Source organism: Stenotrophomonas sp. YJH_SMC_82, assembly GCF_059368875.1.
Genome location: NZ_JCAFSE010000004.1, coordinates 24,149 through 44,597, shown reverse-complemented (window position 1 = coordinate 44,597; position 20,449 = coordinate 24,149). Strand labels below are relative to the sequence as shown.

Here is a 20,449-nt window from a genome sequence, read left to right as displayed (position 1 = left end):
GCTAGCGTTGCCTGGCTGGCAGTACCCGCCACTGGAAGTCGTAGCTCCATTGGTCGAAGTACAGGTTGCCGCCTGCCCACTCGGTCTCGCCGCGCTGCGAGTCGACCGTTTCCGAGCGGAAGTGCTGCTTGGCCGGCACGAGGGGCTGGCCGAAATCATCGTTGAAGGCGATGCGGTAGCCATCGAGGCCACCCAGGTAGAAGTTGCGCACGGCCGGCACATCGCTGGCCAGTGCGCCGGTGGTCACGTCCATCGGCAGCCAGCCATACGGCGCCAGGTAGACCTGTCCCCAGTCATGCAGGTTGTTGTAGCCACTGCCATCGTCGGAGAACACCATGCCCGACTGCCAGCGCGCGGGAATGCCATTCAGGCGCAGCAGCGCGATCAGCAGCAGGGTCTGCTGCCCGCAATCGGCATGGCCGGAACGCAGCGCGTAATCGCTGATGTTGCTGAGCGTGGAATATTCGCGCGCACCGGCCCAGGGAATACGGTCGACCGCAGCAAACAGCTTGCGCACCACTTCATATGGGCGCGTCTCGCCCTGCAGCACCTGGTCGGAGAACAGCTTCAACGCAGGGGTGAAGCGCACATGCGGCAGCTGCTCGGCCAGATACGGCTTCAACGCCGTATCGGCCGGGGTCGGTTGCACCACGGCCGGGTCGATCGCGGTGTGCCGGGCGAAGATCGTGACCGCGTAACGGATCTCGAAGCGGGTCGGCTGCCCGGCCACCGCTTTGGCCTCCAGATAGGCCGTGCGTTGCAAGGTGCTGGCCGGTGCCACCCGCGCCTTGCCTGGGCTGCTGCCCAGCCACTGCACCTGCTCCTGCTGGCCGGGGATCTCGCGTGGGTACGGAATCCAGGCACGCACGGTTTCGCCGGCCGGCACGGCATCGGCCTTCACCGTGAGCGATTGGGTGAATTCGATACGCTGCGGCAGCACCGACGCCCGGCCACTCTGTTCGGCCGCGGCAAGCACGCGCGTGTGGTGCGCGTTGAGCACTTCGTTGGGCCCCGGAGGCGGCATCGGCGCATCCGCACGGCGGCGTGCGCGTGCTTCGTCGCTGAGCAGGAACAGATTCGACGGTGCGCGCTTGAAGTACCAACGCTCGCCATCGATATCGAGATGCTCGATCAGGCCAAGCTGGTCCCAGCGCGCGAATTCCTCGTCGGTCAGGTCGGGAATCCAGCGGCGCACGGCAGACTTGGCGGCGGTTTCGTCGAGGGAAAGATCCAGGCGGATGCGGCGCATGCGCTCACGCTGGAACGCGCCTTCGGCAGCATCGCTCCCTGTCGCCAGCAACGCATCGGCGTCGCTGAAGCGGCCGCCGTCGATCAGGTCGATCACCTGCGCCTGGCGCGCACGCTGCTGGCTGCTGCGCCCGTCTGCCGCCTGCGTGACCGACACCCACAGCAGCAGCGCGGCACACAGGCCGGCAGCAGCAGGCAGACGCGGTTTGCGAATGGCAGGATCCACAGCGACACTTCCCCAGCGCGGGTGGTAACGGCTGTGTAACACGGGCCGGGATGCCGGTCAATAATTTATTCTTGCTTTCGATGCCGAAAGGAATAAATATTCCACAAGGCATTCGAGGAGGGTGTGCACCGCATGAGCCTGGCTTCCCGCGAACGGCACCGGCATTGGCCGCGCCGCTTGACCTTGGCCCTGTGCCTGCTGGCCGCACCGGCCTTTGCACAGGCCGCCCCGGCGCCCGATCCCGGCGCACCGCTGCCCTATGTGATCGGCCTGCACGAGGCCTACCTGACGCCGCAGTACTGGGCGGCGCGTCTGGACAACGCCGATGCGCCGATCCTGGATCGCGCGCAGATCGAGGCACAGAACGCACGGATGCGGGCGCAGGACAGCCACATCCAGGACATCGCGGCGTTGCCAGCCCAGCTTGAGGGGGCGACGGTGCGTGCCAGCATCACCGCGCTGTCGAGCTGGCCCACGCGCACCCTCTACAGCGACAAGGGCACGCCCATCGCGCCGGCCCTGCGCAGCGCGATCGAAGCCAACCTCGGCCTTGATGCGATTCCCGCCCAGGTGGCACCGGCCTACGGGCTGGTGGTGAAGCGTGCCGCACTGCGCACCTTCCCCACCCGCGAGCGCGTCTTCAGTACCGTCGGTGACACCGACATCGACCGCTTCCAGGAATCGGCACTGTTCCCCGGCGACAAGGTCGCCGTGGTCCACCGCAGTGCCGACGGCCGCTGGCTGTTCGTGCACAGCGAGCGCTACAGCGCGTGGATCGAAGCCGACGCCATCGCCAGCGGCGACAAGGCCACGGTGCTCGGCTACGGCGCGAAGGGACCCTACCGGATCATCACCGGTGCCACCGCGCAGACCGCCTACACCCCGGAAGAACCGCGTGTCTCGCGCCTGCAGCTGGACATGGGCGTGCGCCTGCCGGTGCTGGCCGACTGGCCCGCGTCAGAACCGGTGAACGGCCAGCAGGCGCACGCATCGTGGGTGGTGCAGCTGCCGGTACGCGAGGCAGATGGTCGCCTGAAACTGGTACCGGCCCTGCTGCCGCGCTCGCAGGACACCGCCGCCGACTACCTGGCCCTGACCCCGCGCCTGTTGCTGCAGCAGGCCTTCAAGTTCCTCGGCGAGCGCTACGGTTGGGGCCACGACTACGACACCCGCGACTGCAGCGGTTTCGTCTCCGAGATCTACCGCAGCTTCGGCGTGCTGCTGCCACGCAATACCAGTGCACAGGCGGTCAGCCCGGCGCTGGATCGCCTGCCGTTCACCGGCAAGGACGGCAAGGCACTGCGCGACCGTGCCGTCACCGACCTGAAGGTCGGCGATCTGGTCTACATCCCCGGCCACGTGATGATGGCCATCGGCCACGTCGACGGTCGTACGTGGGTGATCCACGATACGGCGGGCGGCAGCTGGTTCGGTGCCGACGGCACGCGCGTGCAGGCCCATCTCAATGGTGTTTCGGTCACGCCGCTGGAGCCGATGATGGCCAGCGATACCGTCCGCTACATCGACCGCATCACCAACATCCAGCGCCTGCGGGCCAAGACTCCTGAATGAAGATCACCGCCATCGAACTGGGCATGCTGCGCGTGCCGTTGAAGACACCGTTCAAGACCGCCCTGCGCACGGTGGAAACCGTGGAAGACGTGGTGGTGCTGATCCGCACCGACACCGGCAACACCGGCTATGGTGAAGCCCCAGCCACCGCCGTGATCACCGGCGATACGCACGGCTCGATCATCGAAGCGATCCGCCACTTCATTGCCCCGCGCCTGATCGGCCAGGACGTGGTCAACCTCAACCACCTGTGCACGCTGGTGCAGACCGCGATGGAGCGCAACACCAGCGCCAAGGCGGCGGTGGAGATCGCGCTGTACGACCTGTGGGCGCAGCTGCACGGCGCCCCGCTGTACCAGATGCTCGGTGGCGGCGACCCGGTGATCACCACCGACATCACCATCAGCGTGGACTACATCGACAAGATGGTGGCCGACTCGCTGTCGGCAATCGAACGCGGCTTCGAGTCGCTGAAGATCAAGGTCGGCAAGGACATTGGCCTGGACATCGAACGGGTCAAGGCGATCCATGCCGCCGTGGAAGGCCGCGCCCTGCTGCGCCTGGACGCCAACCAGGGCTGGACCGCCAAGCAGGCAGTGCATGCGATGCGTACCCTGGAAGACGCCGGCGTGGTGCTTGAACTGCTGGAGCAGCCGGTGAAAGCGGCCGACATCAGCGGCCTGAAGTACGTCACCGACCGCGTCAACACGCCGGTGATGGCCGACGAAAGCGTGTTCAGCCCGAGCCAGGTGATGGACCTGATCCAGCAGCGCGCGGCCGACATCATCAACATCAAGCTGATGAAGACCGGCGGCCTGTCCAACGCGATCCGCATCGCCGACATTGCCGGCATCTACGGCGTGCCGTGCATGATCGGCTGCATGATCGAATCGAGCATCAGCGTGGCCGCCGCCGTGCACCTGGCCGTGGCCAAGAGCGATGTGATCACCAAGGTCGATCTGGACGGCCCCTCGCTGGGCCAGTTCGATCCGGTCAGCGGCGGCGTGCATTTCAACGAATCGGAGATCAGCATCAGCGACGTGCCGGGGCTGGGCATCACCGAAGTGCGCGGGCTGGAGATGCTGGGTTGATTTCTGCCTTGCGGCTGACGTTGCGTGCCACTGACGTTGGGTCGCGCGTTACTTTTCTTTTCGCGAAAAGAAAATTAACCAAAAGAAACGCTCCGCCGGCCGCGAGCCGGTGCTACGCACCGGTTCCCTGCGCTCCTCGGCCCGTCGAGGGACGGCGCGGGAACTCGCTGCGCTCAGACACCCGCGCCTCTTCGCCCTCGCCGGACCTGCGGTGCTCGGCTCGCTTGAAGGCGGACTCAACGTCAAAGGCAACAACTGCACTCCGTAATCTCTTCGCGGCTGGAACCCATCCGACCCATTCCATGACACGCTCTAAGCTGCCAACCGCAACGCGCCTACACATGCCCGGACACCCCGCATGCCGCCCCTGCTGAAGATCCGTACCGAGCGTGGGCAGATGTCGGCCATCGAGCGCCGCATCGCCGACTTCATCCTCGACAACGCCCACCTGCTGCGCGACTACTCCTCCCAGCAGCTGGCCAGCGCGCTCGGCATCAGCCAGTCCAGCGTGGTGAAGTTCAGCCAGAAGCTTGGCTTCAAGGGCTACCCGGATCTGAAGTACTCCATCGGCCAGGACGTGGCCCGCGCCGGTGCCGATCCGCAGCAGGCGCCCGACGAACCCGACAGCGGCGATGACTACCTGCGCCTGGGCGAGGCCCTACGCCGCAGCAAGGCGCAGGCCGAGGAGGAAACACGCCAGGCCAATCCACGCGGGGAGATCGAGCGCATCGTGCAGCTGCTCGACGGCGCACCAAAGCTGTTCGTCTACGGCCTGGGTGACGACGGCCTGTTCGCCCGCGAGTTCGCCATGCGGCTGTCGCTGCTCGGACTGCTGGTGGTGCCGCATACCGATCCGATCCTGATGCTGGCAAACCTCTCGGCCGCACGCCCCGGCGATGCGCTGCTGATGTTCTCCGAGTTCGGCAACCTGCCCCAGCTTTCACAGTTGTCGCGGCAGTTCCAGGACATGGGTGGCAAGGTGATTGCCATCACCCGCCACACCGCCAACCCGCTGCGCGCGCATGCGGATGCGGCACTGGCGGTCTGCGCGCACGACCGCACGCCACAGGTCGCGCAGCTGCTGTACCGTAGCGCCATGCACGCCCTGCTCGATTTCCTGTTCGTGCTGCTCTGCCACACCAATCCGGATCGCCAGCAGCAGCTTGCGGTGAACCTGGAGCGGATCGACCACCTGCTGGATTCCTGATCGGAGCACCTGTTGATGAAATCGCTGGTTCGCCTCGCTACCGCTGCACTGCTGCTTGCTACGGCGGTGTCCGTTCACGCGGCGCCGCTGGATGGCGCGCGCCAGCTGATCGTGGTCACCAGCGAAGGCTGGGACAGCACCCAGGGGCAACTGCAGGCCTATGTGCGCGACGGCCAGGGCTGGCACCCGCATGGCCAGGCGTTCCCGGTGGCGCTTGGCCGCACCGGCAGCGCCTGGGGCCTGGGCCTGCATCCGGCACAGGCCGATGGCCCGCAGAAGCAGGAAGGCGATGGCCGCAGCCCGGCCGGCATATTCGCGCTCGGCAGTGCGTTCGGCTATGCCGTCACCCGCCGCGGCACTGCCATGCCCTACCAGCCGATGCTGGACAGCAGCTACTGCATGGACGTACCCGGTTCGCCGTTCTACAACCGCATCGTCGATGAAAAGAAAGTCGGCAATGCAGCGGTCAAGGGCTCCACCGAGCCGATGCGGCTGGACCTGCACAACAAGGGCGACGTGCGCTACCGGGAAGGCTTCGTCATCGCCCACAACCCGGACAACCAGCCCGGCAAGGGCAGCTGCATCTTCGCCCATCTGTGGCGCCAGCCCGGCGAGGCCACCGCCGGCTGCACGGCCATGCCGCAGGAACGCATGCAGGCACTGCTGGACTGGCTGCGGCCGCAGGACGCGCCGCGTTTCGTGCTCCTGCCGCGCGCGGAGTACAAGCGCCTGCAGGCGCAGTGGCAATTGCCCGCGCTGGCCGGAGACGTCCGTTGAGCACGCAGGACGAACCGCAGCTGCAACGCGCGGTCAGCCGCTGGCAGATCGTCGGCCTGTCGATCAACGATGTGATCGGCAGCGGCATCTACCTGCTGCCGGCCGCCACCGTCGCCCTGCTCGGCCCCTTCAGCCTGTGGGGCGTGGTCGCCGCTGGCATCGTCGTCGCGCTGCTGGTGCTGTGCTACGCGCAGGCCGCCAGCTACTTCGATGAACCCGGCGGCAGCTACCTGTATGCACGCGAGGCGTTCGGGCGCTTCGCCGGTTTCGAGATCGGCTGGATGATCTGGCTGACCCGCATCAGCTCGGCCGCTGCGCTCAGCAACGCGCTGGCCGACGCGGTTGCGCGTTTCTGGCCGTGGGCCGATGCCGGCCTGGGCCGCATCGCGGTGATCGTGGTATCGCTGGGCTTCCTCACCGGCATCAACATCATCGGCGTGCGCTCGGCCGCGCGTACCGGCGTGGTGCTGGTGATCGGCAAGATGCTGCCGCTGCTGCTGTTCGTGGCCATCGGTGCGTTCCACATCGACCCACAGCTGGCCTTCTCCGGCCAACGCCCGGACCCGCATGACCTGCAGCGCATGGGCGAAGCCGCCTTGCTGCTGCTTTACGCCTACGCGGGCTTCGAGAACATCCCGGCCGCCGCCGGCGAGTACCGCAATCCGCGCCGCGATATTCCGTTCGCCCTGATCACCATGATCATCACCGTCACCGTCATCTACGGCGCGGTGCAGGTGGTGGCGCAGGGAACGCTGGCCGGCCTGTCCAGTTCGGCCACCCCGCTGGCCGATGCCGCCGCCGGTTTCGGTGGCGAAGCACTGGCGCTGATCCTGACCGTCGGTGCCACCATCTCCATCCTCGGCACCAACAGCAACACGATGATGATGGGCCCACGCTTCCTGTTCGCACTGGCCCGCGATGGCTACGGCCCGAAGATCCTGGCCCAGGTGCATCCACGCTTCCACACCCCGGCCGCGTCGATCCTCTGCCAGGGCCTGATCGCGCTCGGCCTGGCCCTGTCCGGTTCGTTCGTGCAGCTGGCCCTGCTGTCGATGACGACGCGCCTGTTCGCCTACATCGGCACTGCCGCAGCAGTCCTGGTACTGGCCAAGCGCTACGCCGACCGCCCGGGCGCCTTGAAGCTGCCCGGCGGGCCGTTGATTCCGGTGCTGGCGCTGCTGCTGTGCCTGGCGCTGTTCGCCAGTGCCAGCTGGCAGAACATCGCTGCTGCGCTGGTGGCGTTCGCCATCGGCGCGGTGATCTACACGCTGCCGCGAAAAGATACCGACGCCGGATGACCGATAGCGCCGGGCCATGCCCGGCGGATTGATCTGGTGATCACGCTGCCGGACCGGGCCGTTAACCGCCACACAGGCACGATCGGGCTACGTCCACAACGGAGCCTTCCATGACCGAGTACCAGATCCCCGGCCGCGTACCGGACGACAGCACGCCGCGCGACGCGATCAGCAACTACTGGCGCGAACGCTACACGGCCGAGCCGTACTACGACGACCAGCTGTTCTTCGAGGACTACGAGCCGGCCTATCGCATCGGCCACGCCGCGCGTGCACAGGACATGATCCGCGCCTATGAACAGGTCGAGGCCGAGCTCGAATCACGCTGGGCCAACGAACGCGGCCGCAGCCGCCTGGACTGGGCGCAGGCACGCAATGCGGTGCGTCGTGGCTGGGAGGAGGCACAGCTGGCGGATCCGCGGCTGGCACGATAGCGCCAGGCTTCTGTAGAGCCGAGCCTACGCTCGGCTCTCGCACCTCGTCTGTAACGTCGAGCCACGCTCGACTGAGCCGAGCATGGCCCGGCTCTACATCGGATCGATCACTCCTGTTCCGGCAGCGGCGGCACGATCGCGCTGCGCTTGCTCTCGCCCCCACCGGCGGCGATCAGGTCGCGGGTGTTCTTCTGCACCGCCACCGCGCCGAACAGCGACAGCGCATACGCCATGCCATAGAAGCCCTTCTCACTCGGCGCCAGCGTGGCATTCCACAGGCCGACCAGCAGCAGCATCAGCGCCGACAGCAGCGCGAACCAGCACAGCGCGTAGTACAGGCCACTCACCGGAATGCCTTCGACGCGGTCGCGCACGCTCTTCTGCAGCGACACCGCCGCGAACAGGCCGAACAGCAGCAGGGTCAGGTAGTAGCCCTTCTCGTTGAGCGCCATCGTGGCGTTGAACAGGCCGATCAGGTACGCCGCCGCCCCCAGCAGCAGGGCCACCCAGGAGGCGGCGATGAAGGCGGTGGACGGCTTGTGGGGCATGGCAGTGTTCATTGCAGGTCCTTGGCAGGCAGGCGGGCACGCTTTGCCCGGGCGTGCCCACCCTAGACGATCCCGCCGCGCTCGCACAGGGGGGCGCAGGACCTTCGGGCCACGACGCTCACGGCGCCGGTGGTATACAAGGGACAGCCCGGCCATCCGCATCCCCGCACTGGAGATACCCATGACCCGCACGCCCCTGCTGCTCGCCCTCGGCCTTGTGCCGATCCTTGCCACCTCCGCCTGCAATGCTGCCGATCCGGCCGCCAACGGTGCGCAGACCGCCACAGCGGCCTCTGCCGCCACCGACCAGCGCCCGTTCAACGCCACCGAAGTCAGCCGCTTCGACCAGCCCTGGGCGATGACCTTCCTGCCCGACGGCAGCCTGCTGGTCACCGAAAAGCGCGGCAAGCTCCAGCACCTGGACCCGGCCAGCGGCCAGAAGCACGAGATCACCGGCGTTCCGAAGGTCGCCTATGCTGGCCAGGGTGGTTTCGGCGACATCATCCTGCACCCGGATTTCGCCCGGAATCATGTCGTTTACGTCAGCTATGCCGAGGAAGGCACGCTGGATACCCGCGGTGCCGCCGTAGCCCGGGCCACGCTGGCACTGGATGCCAACGGCGGTGGCCAGCTGAAGGACCTGAAGGTGATCTGGCGGCAGAGCCCCAAGGTCAGCGGTGAGGGTCACTACGGGCATCGCCTCGCCTTCGGCCCGGACGGCAAGCTGTGGATAAGCTCCAGCGAGCGCCAGAAGTTCGATCCGGCCCAGGACATGGGCAGCAACCTCGGCAAGATCATCCGCCTCAACGACGATGGCAGCCTGCCCGCCGACAATCCGTTCGCGTCGCAGGGCGGGGTGGCCGCACAGGTCTGGTCGCTGGGCCACCGCAACATCCTCGGCATGGCCTTCGATGCCAACGGCAAGCTGTGGGCGCACGAGATGGGCCCGGCCGGCGGCGACGAACTGAACCTGATCGTGCGTGGCGCCAACTACGGCTACCCGATCGTTTCCAACGGTGACCATTACGACGGCCGGCCGATTCCCGACCACGATACGCGCCCGGAATTCGCCGCGCCGAAGGTGACCTGGACGCCGGTGATCTCGCCGGCCGGCTTCGTGATCTACAGCGGCAGCCTGTTCCCGCAGTGGAAGGGCAGCGGCTTCATCGGTGGCCTGTCGTCCACCTCGCTGGTGCGCGTGGCCTTCGATGGCGACAGCGCGCGCGAAGCCGAGCGCTTCAACATGGGCGAGCGCATCCGCGAAGTGGAACAGGGCCCGGACGGCGCGCTGTGGCTGCTGGAAGACGGCAGCACGGCGCGCCTGCTGAAGCTCACGCCGAAGACCTGAGGTAGTGCCGGGCGCTGGCCGGCACCCTGGATCCTTCCGGCATCCTGCGGTTGCCGGCCAGCGGCCGGCACTACCCTTGCCAAACGGCCCCGCACGCGGGGCGTCTGCATTCATTGGATGGTGATGACCTTCACCTCGGTCTTCGTGCAGGCCTGGTCCAGGCACTGGCCGCTCAACCACACCTGGCCGCTGCCGATCATCACGCCCTGCTGGTTGACGAACACCTTGCCGAAGTCCTGCTCGGACACCGCCTTGACCACCTCCGGCGTGATGATCTTCTCGTAGTTGCGCTGGAACTCTCCGGGGCCGGAGATCTTCTTTCCGCCGCTGATGTTCAAGGGGAATCGCACTTCCTCGACCACCGCAGCGCGATCACCGCCGACCACGGCGGCCTTGAACGCATTGAAGACCTTTTCGAACTGCGCGGCATCGCCGAGCAGCGACTCGATGCGCGCACGCGCATCCTCGGCGGACACCTCGGCTGCCGGTGCGGCAGGTGCAGCGGCGGCTTCGGCAGCCGGCGCCGCCGGTTCAGCCGCAGGTGTCGAAGCAGCACTGGCCTCCATCGGCGGCGGCGCATCCGCTGCAGGCTCGGCCGGCGGCGCCGGCTGCGAACAGGCCGCCAGCAGCAGGGCGGGAATCAGGTAGGCCATCCGGCGCATGCGCGCACTCCATCGAACAGGAGGCCCGATGGTAGCGCCGCCACAGTGAGGACCACAAAAAAGGGGACGGAGGGGATTAAGTCGTTTTGGCACAAACGACTTAATCCCCTCCGTCCCCTTTTTTTCGATCAGGCCTTCAGCAGCTCGAACTGCACCGCTTCGCCGGCGGCCGACGAGGCACAGACCCACAGGTCGAACTGGCCCGGCTCGGCACGCAGCACGCCGTCGCGGCCGGTGAAGGCCAGTTGCTCGCGGGTCAAGGTGAACACCACTTCGGCTGACTCGCCCGGCTGCAGCGCCACCTTGCGGAAGTCCTTCAGTTCACGCACCGGACGCACGCGGCTGGCCACGCGATCATGGATGTACAGCTGCACCACTTCCTCGCCCGCCACGCGGCCGGTGTTGGTCAGCACGGTGGTGATGGTCAGGGTGTCGTCCCAGCCGAGCTGTGCCGTGCTCAGCTGCGGCACGCCGTAGGCGAAGGTGGTGTAGCCGATACCATGGCCGAACGGGTACAGCGGTTCATTGGGAATCTCGCGCCAGCGCGCCTTGAACTCCGACATGGTCGGCAGTTCCGGACGGCCGGTGCGCGGGTGGTTGTAGAAGTACGGCTGCTGGCCGGACACCTGCGGGAAGCTGACCGGCAGGCGGCCGGACGGGCTGTAGTCGCCGAACAGTACATCGGCCACGGCATGGCCGGTCTGCGTGCCCAGGTACCAGGTCACCGCCACGGCCTGCGCATTGCGCACTGCGCCCTGCAATGCCAGCGCGCGGCCATTGCGCAGCAGCACCACCAGCGGCTTGCCGGTCATCGCCACGGCCTCGGCCAGCGCCTGCTGTGCCGGCGGCAGGGTGATCTCCACGCGCGACTGTGCTTCGCCGCTGTAGCGCTGCGGTTCGCCCAGCGCCAGCACCACCACGTCGGCACGCAGTGCGGCCGCCACAGCGGCTTCCGTGCCGCCCGGAATCGCGGCTTCCAGTTCGCAGCCCGGCACGATTTCCAGCAGCGCTTCGTCGCCGATGGCGGCACGCACGCCGGTTTCCAGGTCCACGTAACGCTGCTTGTCGCCGAACAGCGTCCAGCAGCCTTCGATGTTCTCGCGGTCCTGCACGAACGGGCCGATCAGCGCGATCTTCTGCCCGGTCTTCTGCAGCGGCAGCACGTTGTCACGGTTGTTCAGCAGCACGATCGAACGCCGCGCGGCATCGCGCGACAGTTCGTCATGCGCGGCAATGTGCGAGGTATCCGCTTCGCGCGCCGGGTCCAGCGAACGGTACGGGTCGTCGAACAGGCCGATGGTCTCCTTCAGCCACAGGATGCGGCGCACGCCCTCATCCAGCACCGCCATCGGCACCTCGCCGCTCTCGACCAGGCCGGGCAGGTGCTCGGCATAGAAGCCGCTCTGCATGCTCAGGTCCAGGCCGGCGGTGAACGCCTTGGCCGTGGCATCGCGGTCATCGGCGGCGTAGCCGTGCGCGACCAGCTCCATGTCGGCGGTGTAGTCGGAGATCACCACGCCCGGGAACTTCCATTCGCCGCGCAGGATGTCGGTCAGCAGTTCGGCATTGGCACTGGCCGGCACGCCATTGATGTCATTGAACGAGGACATCACGGTGATCGCGCCGGCCTCGAAGGCGGCCTTGAACGGCGGCAGGTGCACGTCGCGCAGGGTCTGCGGCGAGATGTCCACCATGTTGTATTCCATGCCGGCCATCACCGCGCCGTAGGCGGCGAAGTGCTTGGGCGTGGCCAGCAGCGAATCGGCCGCACGCAGGTCGCTGCCCTGGAAGCCACGCACGCGGGCGGCGGCGAACGCACAGCCCAGCACCACATCCTCGCCGGCACCTTCGGCGCCACGGCCCCAGCGCTGGTCGCGGGCGATGTCCACGGCCGGCGCATAGGTCCAGTGCAGGCCCGCGGCGGTGGCTTCGATCGCAGTGGCGCGCGCGGTGCGCTCGGCCAGGTCCGGCTCGAAGCTGGCGGCCTCGCCCAGCGGAATCGGGAACACGGTGCGCATGCCGTGGATGACGTCGGCCGCCAGGATCACCGGGATACCCAGGCGGCTCTCCTCGGTGGCGACCTGCTGGATGCGGCGGCCCAGTTCGGCGCCCACACCATTGAACAGCGAGCCGACCTTGCCCTCGCGCACCTGCTGCAGCACCTGGTCGGCATTGCGCACGTTGGCTTCCGGGTTCACGTCCGGGGCGAACGGGCGGACCATGTCCGCGAAGACACCCAGCTGGCCGACCTTTTCCTCGACGGTCATCTGGGCAATGAGGGATTCGATGCGATCGGAGGCCACCGGCAGTCCTTGATGAAAACGTTTACAAGCACGGCATTCTAGCGATCCCGAGCCGTTTGGCGAGAGGTTTCTTCATTCAGTTTCAGCCACCAGCGGGGTCCGTATGGCCCCGCCGGGGGCACCGCAGCTTACTCCGAGCCGGCCAACTGGCGCTGCCCGGCCATCAACATGGCGTCACTGGAGGCCTGGAATACCCGCAGGCCGAAGGCCGGCAGGATCGCCAGCAGGTGGTCGAAGATGTCCGACTGCACCGCCTCATACTCGGCCCAGGCAGTACTGCGGGTGAAGCAGTAGAGCTCCAGCGGCAGGCCCTCGGTGGTCGGCTGCAGCTGCCGTACCAGCAGGGTCATGTCGGTATGGATGCCCGGGTGGCTGCGCAGGTAGCGCTCCACATAGGCCCGGAACGTACCCAGGTTGGTCACGCGGCGGCTGTTGACCTCGGCCACGCCCTGCTCGCGCAGGCGCCCGTTCCACTGCCCCAGTTCCTGTTCCTTGTCGCGCAGGTAGTCGCGCAGCAGCGCGAACTCGCCGAGGAAGGCCAGGTCACCCTCGTCCAGGAAGCCGACGCTGTGCTGGTCCAGGTACAGCGCGCGCTTGATCCGGCGCCCGCCGGCCTCCTGCATGCCGCGCCAGTTCTTGAACGACTCGGTCACCAGCTTCTTGGTGGGGATGGTGGTGATGGTCTTGTCGAAGTTCTGCACGGTGATGGTGTGCAGCGCGATGTCGATGACGTCGCCGTCGGCGTTCTGGCTGGGCATCTCGATCCAGTCGCCGATGCGCACGCGGCCATCGCCACTGATCTGCACGCTGGCCACCAGCGACAGGATGGTGTCCTGGAAGATCAGCATCAGCACCGCCGTGGCCGCGCCCAGGCCGGTGACCAGATAGCGCAGGTCGACGCCCGCCAGGGTAGCGACGATCGACAGGCCGGCGATCACGAAGAGGACGATCTTGGCGACCTGCAGGTAGCCCTTGATCGGCTTGTTGCGTGCCTCGGGGCGGCGCTCGTACAGATCGTTGGCCGCATCCAGCGCATGCGAGATGGCCAGCACCACGGTCAGGATCGCCCACGCCTGGCAGGCGCCGATGATGAAGCTGACCAGGCCCGGCGGCAGGTCCGGCACGATGCGGATGCCCGAGGCGATCACCTGGCTGGGCACCACGTTCGACAGGCGCGAGATCACCCGCATCAGGTGGCTGCCGCGGCCGGTATCAGCGCCCGGAAGGCGGCTCAGCAACCGCCGCAGCCCGCGCAGCAGGATGCGCTTGGTCACCCAGTTGGCCAGGCCAGCGGCGATCAGCAGCGCCGAGATCATCAACGCCAGGTAGGCGCCGGGATAGGGTTCCAGTGTGTTCTGCAGCCGTTCCAGCCACTGTACCGCCACCACCGCGTCCACCATCAGTTGTCTCCTGTCTGTTTCGTTGTTGCCAAGGTTGCCAGCCAGCGGCCGGCACTACCGGGGTTGTCGGCCAGCGGCCGGCACGACCGGGTCAGTCCCGCGTGCGTTCGAGGATCACGCCCACCGCGCGCGCGCCGCGCACTGCGCCCGGCTTGCTCAGCTTCAGGCGCAGCCACTTCACGTCGAATTCGTCCAGCACGATCTGCGCGCAGCGCTCGGCCAGGGTCTCGACCAGGCCGAACTCCGACTCGCGCACGAACTGTTCCAGGCGCTTGCTCACCGCCTTGTAGTTCAGGGTGTGGGCGATGTCATCGGTGGCAGCGGGGCGACGGTTGTCGAAACCCATTTCCAGGTCGAACACCAGGTCCTGGCGGATCCGTCGTTCCCAATCGTAGATACCGATCAGGGCGTCGATCGTCAGCCCCTCGATGAAAACCTTGTCCATTGCGCTTACCGGCACGAATACAGGCGGCCATGGTAACGGCACGGCGGTGAGCCTGCCCGGAACGGGCGGTGGGCCACCGGCGTGGCGTGGCCCGGAAAAAACAAAGGGCCCTGCTAGCGGGGCCCTTTGGTACTACCGTTTGTCCCCGGGGGGAGCTGAAATCCAGCCGCGAGTCCCGGTGGCGCAGGCACGCAGATTAGGCAAGGACCAGATCGCCGGTCAAGGCCAAATCCGACAGGACAGGTCAGGTATTCGTCCGAGGCAAAACGCAGAAAATCAGCCGCGCGGACAAGGACGTTCCCTGATGGTCGCCGCCGCCCACTCTCGCGAACATCGATTCCTCCTTCACCACCGCACATGACGATGGCTCCATACGATGTACTGCGGCGCGCGTTGTCAGCGGAGCGTCTGTCTACTTACGAGAGAATCGCATCGACCTGCAGCCCCGACGTCACGGCCGAATCCCTGTACCTGTGGAACATGCGGATGTGCAGTGCACTGATGATGCCGGTCCATCTGTGCGAAGTGGTCACCCGCAACGCCGCTGCAGCTGTGCTCGCCAGGCAGCATGGCCCGCGTTGGCCTTGGAATAATGCCTTCCGACGGAGGCTGCCAACCTCATCCAGTACTTCTCCGCGCACGGTACTGGAACAACTTGCCAGCCGCGTATCCGATACACCTGCGATCGTCGCCAACCTGCCGATGGTGTTCTGGCAGCAGCTCTTTACCTGTCGCTTCGACTCCACACTTTGGATACCCGCACTCAGCAGGGTTCTGCAGCATGCTCCCTCTGCTCATCCCAGTGCCGTCAGGAAAGCCATCCATGCGGATATCGGACGCATCCGCCATCTGCGCAACCGCATCGCCCACCACGAGCCGGTCCTGGAACGTGACATCGGCGCCGACCTGGCCGCGATCGGGCGGCTGATCCATGCCCGCTGCCCACACACGCTGGGCTGGCTGCAGCGCCATGAGCGGGCGACAACCGTGCTGGCGGCGTCGCCGTTGGCAGTGCATCGGTAATGCGTCCGCCGGGCATGGCCCGGCGCCACCGGCTCAGACCGCCGGCAGGGTCGCCATGTCCCAGCGCGGTGTCACATCCACCTTCGGCGGGCTGTGCTGGCCGGCCTGCAGGCGCAGCGCGCCGGCGAAGGCGATCATCGCGCCGTTGTCGGTGCACAGTGCCGGCCGCGGGAAGCAGGCACGGCCGCCGAGGCGCTCGGCCATCTGCTGCAGGCGGGCGCGCAGGCGCGTGTTGGCGCCGACGCCGCCGGCCACCACGATCACGTTGGTGCCGGCCGCTTCCAGCGCGCGCTCGCACTTGATCGACAGGGTCTCGACCACCGCGTCCTCAAAGCCCCGGGCGATGTCGGCGCGGGTCTGCTCGCTCTGGTCACTGTCGCGCCAGGCCATCAGGACCTGGGTCTTCAGGCCGGAGAAGCTGAAATCCAGCCCAGGGCGGTCGGTCATCGGCCGCGCGAAGCGGTACGCGCCCGGCGTGCCCTGCTCGGCCAGCCTGGCCAGCTGCGGGCCGCCCGGGTACGGCAGGCCCATCAGCTTGGCGGTCTTGTCGAAGGCCTCGCCGGCCGCGTCGTCCAGGGTCTCGCCCAGCAGGCGGTACTGGCCGATCGCATCCACCGCCACCAGCTGGGTGTGGCCACCGGACACCAGCAGCGCCACGAACGGCGCTTCCGGCGGGTCGTCTTCCATCAGCGGGGCCAGCAGATGGCCTTCCATATGGTGTACGCCCACGGCCGGCACCTCCAGCGCCCAGGCCAGCGAACGCGCCACGCCAGCGCCCACCAGCAGCGCGCCGACCAGGCCGGGACCGGCGGTGTAGGCCACGCCATCGATATCGCCCACGCCCAGGCCGGCGTCGGCCAGGGTCTGGCGTACCAGTGGCAGCAGCTTGCGGACATGGTCGCGGCTGGCCAGCTCGGGCACCACACCACCGTATTCGGCGTGCAGGGCGATCTGGCTGTAGACCGCATGGGCGCGCAGGGCCGCGCTGCCGGCCAGGTCGGTGTCATACACCGCCACGCCGGTCTCATCACAGGAGGATTCGATGCCAAGGACTCGCATGCCTGCTATTATGACGCCCCTGCCGCCCCCTCGGGGGACGTGCAGATCTCACTGCTTTCGAACCCCCGGCCCGTATTCAGGGTTGGCCGCTTGCAGTTTGTCGTTTCGCCGCTATAATGTGCGGCTCGCCGGGCGTGACCCGGTTCTACTGTGTCCCGGAGATTCCATGCCCAGCGTCAAAGTCCGCGAGAACGAGCCCTTCGAGTTTGCTCTTCGCCGCTTCAAGCGCACTTGCGAAAAGGCCGGTGTGCTGGCCGAAACCCGCAAGCGCGAGTTCTACGAAAAGCCGACCCAGGAGCGCAAGCGCAAGGCCGCCGCTGCTGTGAAGCGTCAGCTGCGCCGCTCGTCGCGCGACGTCACCAAGCGTCAGCGCCTGTACTGATCGGACGCATCTTCATTGCGGCGGGCCTGCCTGTCGCGATGGAGCCGAAGCCGGCACGCGCGAGCGTCGCCGGCTTTTTGCGTTTCCGGGTTCGGGCATCCGCCCCGCCCCACCTACCACCACGAGGTTCCTCATGAGCATGAAGCAGCAGCTCACCGAAGACATGAAGGCCGCCATGAAGGCGGGCGAGAAGCACAAGCTGGGCGTGATCCGCCTGATCAACGCTGCCATCAAGCAGCGCGAAGTGGACGAGCGCATCGAGCTGGACGACACCGCCGTGATCGCCGTGCTCGACAAGATGGTCAAGCAGCGCAAGGACTCGGTCAGCCAGTACGAAGCCGCCAACCGCGAAGACCTGGCCGAGATCGAGCGCGCCGAGATCGTGGTCATCGAAGCCTACCTGCCGGCCAAGATGGGCGAGGCCGAGATTGTGGCCGCCATCCAAGCCGCCATCGCCGAGACCGGTGCCGCCGGCCCGGCCGACATGGGCAAGCTGATGGGCGCGCTGAAGCCCAAGCTCGCCGGCCAGGCCGACATGGGCCTGGTCTCCAAGCTGGTCAAGCAGCTGCTGGCGTAATCCAGCACCTGGGGTCGGATCCCTTCCGCAGCGCGGAAGGGCTCTGACCCCATTGATGCACTCGCTTCACCGCACCTTCGTCGGTCGCCTGCTACAACCGCACACATGGTTGAACCCGAGCCCAACGTTCCCGTGTCCCTGCACAAGTACCTCAAGCGCCTGCAGGACAGCTTTCCGATGGCGGTGGCCAAGCGCTTCATCGACGTCGACGTGCTGACCCAGGCAGCTTCCGTCTCCTTCTACGCCCTGCTGTCGATGGCACCGTTGCTGGTGCTGCTGCTGTGGCTGACCGCCTCGCTGTACCCACCGGCCCAGCAGGCGCTGATCGACCAGATCAGCTCGGTGGCCGGCAGCAGCGCGGCTACTGTGGCCGAAACCGTTCTGAAGAACGCCGACAACCAGCCGGATGTCGGCTCGCTGGCGGGTGTGTGGAGCACGCTGCTGCTGTTCGTCGGCGCCACCGCCGTGTTCGCCCAACTGCAGAACGCACTGAACCTGATCTTCCGCACCAGCGGCGAGCGCCTGGAAGGCCTCAAGGCCTGGCTGCGCAAGCGCGTGTTCTCGTTCGGCGTGGTGCTGGCCCTAGGCTTCCTGCTGATCCTGTCGATGACGGCCACCACGGTACTGCAGGTGGCCTTCGCCCAGCTGCCCTCGATCCTGCCCGCGCTGGGGTACGTCACGAGCCTGCTGCTTTACGCAGTCGGCTTCGCCTTCATGTACCACTACCTGCCCGACCGCCGCGTGGCCTGGCGGCAGGCCTTCATCGGCGGCGTCATCACCTCGGCACTGTTCGCACTGGGCCGCTACGGCATCGGCGTCTACATCGCCACCGTGGCCCCCGGCAGTGCCTACGGCTCGATGGGTGCGCTGGTGATCTCGCTGGTCTGGATCTACTACGCCACCGTCGTGTTCTTTGTTGGCGCATTGATGACGGCGGTGATCGATGAGCGCCTGCGCGCGCGTCATCACCTGGCCGCAGCCGGCATTGATCCGGCAACCGCCAGCCAGGTGCCCGACAGGGGGTAAACTAGGCCGACCGCCCCCGGTTCCGTCGCGTGGTCCTGCACCGCGCCCTGCCCTGTTGCCCATGGCCCGTATCCCCGACGCTTTCATCGACGACCTGCTTGCCCGCACCGACATCGTCGAGGTGGTGGGCAGCCGCGTGCCGTTGAAGCGCCAGGGCAAGGAGTACGCCGCCCGCTGCCCGTTCCATGACGAGCGCTCGGCGTCGTTCACGGTCTCGCCCACCAAGCAGTTCTATCACTGCTTCGGCTGTGGCGCGCACGGCACCGCGATCAGCTTCCTGATGAACTACGACCGCCTCGAGTTCCTCGACGCGGTGGATGAACTGGCCAAGCGCGCCGGCATGGAAGTGCCGCGCAACGAGAATCCGCGCAGCCCGCAGCAGCAGGACGACAGCCGCGAGCTGTACTCGGCGCTGGACGCGGCGACCAAGTTCTTCCAGAAGAACCTGGAGGGCAGCGAGAAGGCCCGCAGCTACCTGGATGGCCGTGGCGTGGACGAAGAGAACCGCGCGCGCTTCCAGATCGGCTACGCGCCGGATGGCTACAGCGGCCTGCGCGACGCGCTGGGCAAGGACGAGCGGCGCATGAAGCTGCTCGACCGCGCCGGCCTGTTCTCCAAGAACGACCGCGGCCACGTCTACGACAAGTTCCGCGACCGGGTGATGTTCCCGATCTTCGACCGCCGTGGCCGGGTGATCGCCTTCGGCGGCCGCGTGTTCGAGAAGGACGACGGCCCCAAGTACCTCAACTCGCCCGAGACCGCGCTGTTCCACAAGGGCCGCGAACTGTACGGCCTGTGGCAGGTGCGCCAGGCCAACCAGAAGATCGAGCGGCTGATCGTGGTCGAGGGCTACATGGACGTGGTCTCGCTGTTCCAGTTCGGCGTCACCCAGGCGGTGGCAACGCTGGGTACCGCGACCACGCCGGACCATGCCGAGCTGCTGTTCCGCAACGCACCGGACGTGTTCTTCTGCTTCGACGGCGACGCCGCCGGCCGCCGCGCCGGCTGGAAGGCGCTGGAGTCGGTGCTGCCGCGCATGAAGGATGGCCGCCAGGCCTTCTTCCTGTTCCTGCCCGATGGCGAAGACCCGGACACCATCGTGCGCAAGGAAGGCGCCGAAGCGTTCAACGAGCGCCTGAAGCAGGCTACGCCGCTGTCGCAGTTCTTCTTCGATGAACTGACCCGCGAGATCAACCTGGGCACGCTCGATGGCAAGGCACGCCTGGCCGAACGCGCCAAGCCGATGCTGGCGCAGATTCCCGACGGCGCCTTTGGCGACCTGATGAAGCAGCAGCTGGCGCAGCTGACCGGCCTGGGCGGTACTGCCCAGGCCACGCGCGCGCCGATGCCGCAACGCCAGCCGCAGCGGACGATCCAGCCCGTGGCCAAGCGCAGCCTGGTGCGCGGCGCGATCGCCGTACTGCTGCAGCAGCCGTCGCTGGCGCTGACGCTGGGCGGCAAGCACCACTTCCAGGGCCTGCGCCTGCCCGGCGTGGAACTGCTGCTGGAGCTGCTGGGGCTGGTCGAACAGCGCCCGGACATCAGTACCGGCGCCCTGCTGGAACACTTCGACGGGCGCGAGGAACAGGCCTCGCTGCATACCCTGGCCGCACAGACGCTGCCCGGCACCGAGGCCAGCTGGACCCAGGAACTGCACGACGCAGTGGCACAGCTGGAGAAACAGCTGCTGGTGCAACGTCTGGAGGAGTTGTTGGCAAAGCAGCGCCAGCAGGGCCTGGACGATACTGACAAGTACGAACTGCGCGAGCTGCTGAAGGCGCGCGCCGGACTGCGCCTGTAGCGGCAGAACGTTTTCACGGAGA

Annotated in this window: 19 protein-coding genes; 12 read left to right on the top strand and 7 right to left on the bottom strand. The window is 67.1% G+C overall.

The window, feature by feature from the left end:
- Nucleotide 1 precedes the first annotated feature (1 nt).
- Entirely contained in the window at nt 2–1,474 is a 1,473-nt protein-coding gene (locus tag AC5P53_RS15585) for a transglutaminase-like domain-containing protein (RefSeq protein WP_495227461.1), read from the bottom strand.
- Nucleotides 1,475–1,606: 132 nt separating this feature from the next.
- On the opposite strand from AC5P53_RS15585, the gene AC5P53_RS15580 reads away from it, so the two are divergent.
- The 6 genes from AC5P53_RS15580 to AC5P53_RS15555 all read left to right on the top strand — a co-directional run bounded on the left by AC5P53_RS15580 (nt 1,607) and on the right by AC5P53_RS15555 (nt 7,853).
- Complete coding sequence (locus AC5P53_RS15580) at nt 1,607–3,046, top strand: SH3 domain-containing protein (protein WP_241887756.1); 1,440 nt, start codon at nt 1,607–1,609, stop codon at nt 3,044–3,046.
- Entirely contained in the window at nt 3,043–4,137 is a 1,095-nt protein-coding gene (locus tag AC5P53_RS15575; RefSeq protein WP_014645715.1) for a dipeptide epimerase, read from the top strand. Before AC5P53_RS15580 ends, AC5P53_RS15575 begins: the two co-directional genes overlap by 4 nt.
- A 358-nt stretch (nt 4,138–4,495) precedes the next feature.
- Nucleotides 4,496–5,344 carry a MurR/RpiR family transcriptional regulator gene (locus AC5P53_RS15570; RefSeq protein WP_241887755.1) on the top strand — a complete coding sequence of 283 codons (849 nt, stop codon included), beginning with the start codon at nt 4,496–4,498 and terminating at the stop codon, nt 5,342–5,344.
- Nucleotides 5,345–5,359: 15 nt separating this feature from the next.
- On the top strand, nt 5,360–6,121 hold the full coding sequence (locus AC5P53_RS15565; RefSeq protein WP_049441421.1) for a L,D-transpeptidase family protein: 762 nt from the start codon (nt 5,360–5,362) through the stop codon (nt 6,119–6,121).
- Complete coding sequence (locus AC5P53_RS15560; RefSeq protein ID WP_014645712.1) at nt 6,118–7,419, top strand: APC family permease; 1,302 nt, start codon at nt 6,118–6,120, stop codon at nt 7,417–7,419. Before AC5P53_RS15565 ends, AC5P53_RS15560 begins: the two co-directional genes overlap by 4 nt.
- A 110-nt stretch (nt 7,420–7,529) precedes the next feature.
- Entirely contained in the window at nt 7,530–7,853 is a 324-nt protein-coding gene (locus tag AC5P53_RS15555; RefSeq protein WP_014645711.1) for a hypothetical protein, read from the top strand.
- A 107-nt stretch (nt 7,854–7,960) separates the two neighbouring features.
- Here the strand turns inward: AC5P53_RS15555 and yiaA are convergent, their stop codons facing one another.
- Complete coding sequence (gene yiaA, locus AC5P53_RS15550; RefSeq protein ID WP_014645710.1) at nt 7,961–8,413, bottom strand: inner membrane protein YiaA; 453 nt, start codon at nt 8,411–8,413, stop codon at nt 7,961–7,963.
- A 169-nt stretch (nt 8,414–8,582) separates the two neighbouring features.
- Here yiaA and AC5P53_RS15545 point away from each other — a divergent pair, with 169 nt between their 5' ends.
- Nucleotides 8,583–9,749 carry a PQQ-dependent sugar dehydrogenase gene (locus AC5P53_RS15545; RefSeq protein WP_241887754.1) on the top strand — a complete coding sequence of 389 codons (1,167 nt, stop codon included), beginning with the start codon at nt 8,583–8,585 and terminating at the stop codon, nt 9,747–9,749.
- 110 nt (nt 9,750–9,859) lie between these two features.
- Here the strand turns inward: AC5P53_RS15545 and AC5P53_RS15540 are convergent, their stop codons facing one another.
- The 4 genes from AC5P53_RS15540 to folB all read right to left on the bottom strand — a co-directional run bounded on the left by AC5P53_RS15540 (nt 9,860) and on the right by folB (nt 14,559).
- Entirely contained in the window at nt 9,860–10,411 is a 552-nt protein-coding gene (locus tag AC5P53_RS15540; RefSeq protein ID WP_049441418.1) for a hypothetical protein, read from the bottom strand.
- Between the two features lie 128 nt (nt 10,412–10,539).
- A complete protein-coding gene (locus AC5P53_RS15535) occupies nt 10,540–12,714 on the bottom strand; it encodes a glycoside hydrolase family 3 N-terminal domain-containing protein (RefSeq protein WP_014645707.1) in 2,175 nt (724 codons plus the stop codon).
- Between the two features lie 128 nt (nt 12,715–12,842).
- Entirely contained in the window at nt 12,843–14,114 is a 1,272-nt protein-coding gene (locus AC5P53_RS15530) for a mechanosensitive ion channel family protein (RefSeq protein WP_046428231.1), read from the bottom strand.
- Between the two features lie 91 nt (nt 14,115–14,205).
- Complete coding sequence (gene folB / locus AC5P53_RS15525) at nt 14,206–14,559, bottom strand: dihydroneopterin aldolase (protein WP_241887753.1); 354 nt, start codon at nt 14,557–14,559, stop codon at nt 14,206–14,208.
- Nucleotides 14,560–14,916: 357 nt separating this feature from the next.
- Here folB and AC5P53_RS15520 point away from each other — a divergent pair, with 357 nt between their 5' ends.
- Complete coding sequence (locus AC5P53_RS15520) at nt 14,917–15,582, top strand: hypothetical protein (protein WP_241887752.1); 666 nt, start codon at nt 14,917–14,919, stop codon at nt 15,580–15,582.
- A 33-nt stretch (nt 15,583–15,615) separates the two neighbouring features.
- Here AC5P53_RS15520 and tsaD read toward each other — a convergent pair whose 3' ends face one another.
- On the bottom strand, nt 15,616–16,641 hold the full coding sequence (gene tsaD / locus AC5P53_RS15515; RefSeq protein WP_032957776.1) for a tRNA (adenosine(37)-N6)-threonylcarbamoyltransferase complex transferase subunit TsaD: 1,026 nt from the start codon (nt 16,639–16,641) through the stop codon (nt 15,616–15,618).
- A 166-nt stretch (nt 16,642–16,807) separates the two neighbouring features.
- Between tsaD and rpsU the strand changes: the two genes are divergently transcribed.
- From rpsU to dnaG, 4 genes are all read left to right on the top strand, one after another.
- A complete protein-coding gene (gene rpsU, locus AC5P53_RS15510; protein WP_002808376.1) occupies nt 16,808–17,023 on the top strand; it encodes a 30S ribosomal protein S21 in 216 nt (71 codons plus the stop codon).
- Nucleotides 17,024–17,156: 133 nt separating this feature from the next.
- On the top strand, nt 17,157–17,600 hold the full coding sequence (locus tag AC5P53_RS15505; RefSeq protein ID WP_014645703.1) for a GatB/YqeY domain-containing protein: 444 nt from the start codon (nt 17,157–17,159) through the stop codon (nt 17,598–17,600).
- Nucleotides 17,601–17,705: 105 nt separating this feature from the next.
- On the top strand, nt 17,706–18,626 hold the full coding sequence (locus AC5P53_RS15500) for a YihY/virulence factor BrkB family protein (RefSeq protein WP_032957774.1): 921 nt from the start codon (nt 17,706–17,708) through the stop codon (nt 18,624–18,626).
- 61 nt (nt 18,627–18,687) lie between these two features.
- Entirely contained in the window at nt 18,688–20,427 is a 1,740-nt protein-coding gene (gene dnaG / locus AC5P53_RS15495) for a DNA primase (RefSeq protein WP_032957772.1), read from the top strand.
- Nucleotides 20,428–20,449: the final 22 nt, after the last annotated feature.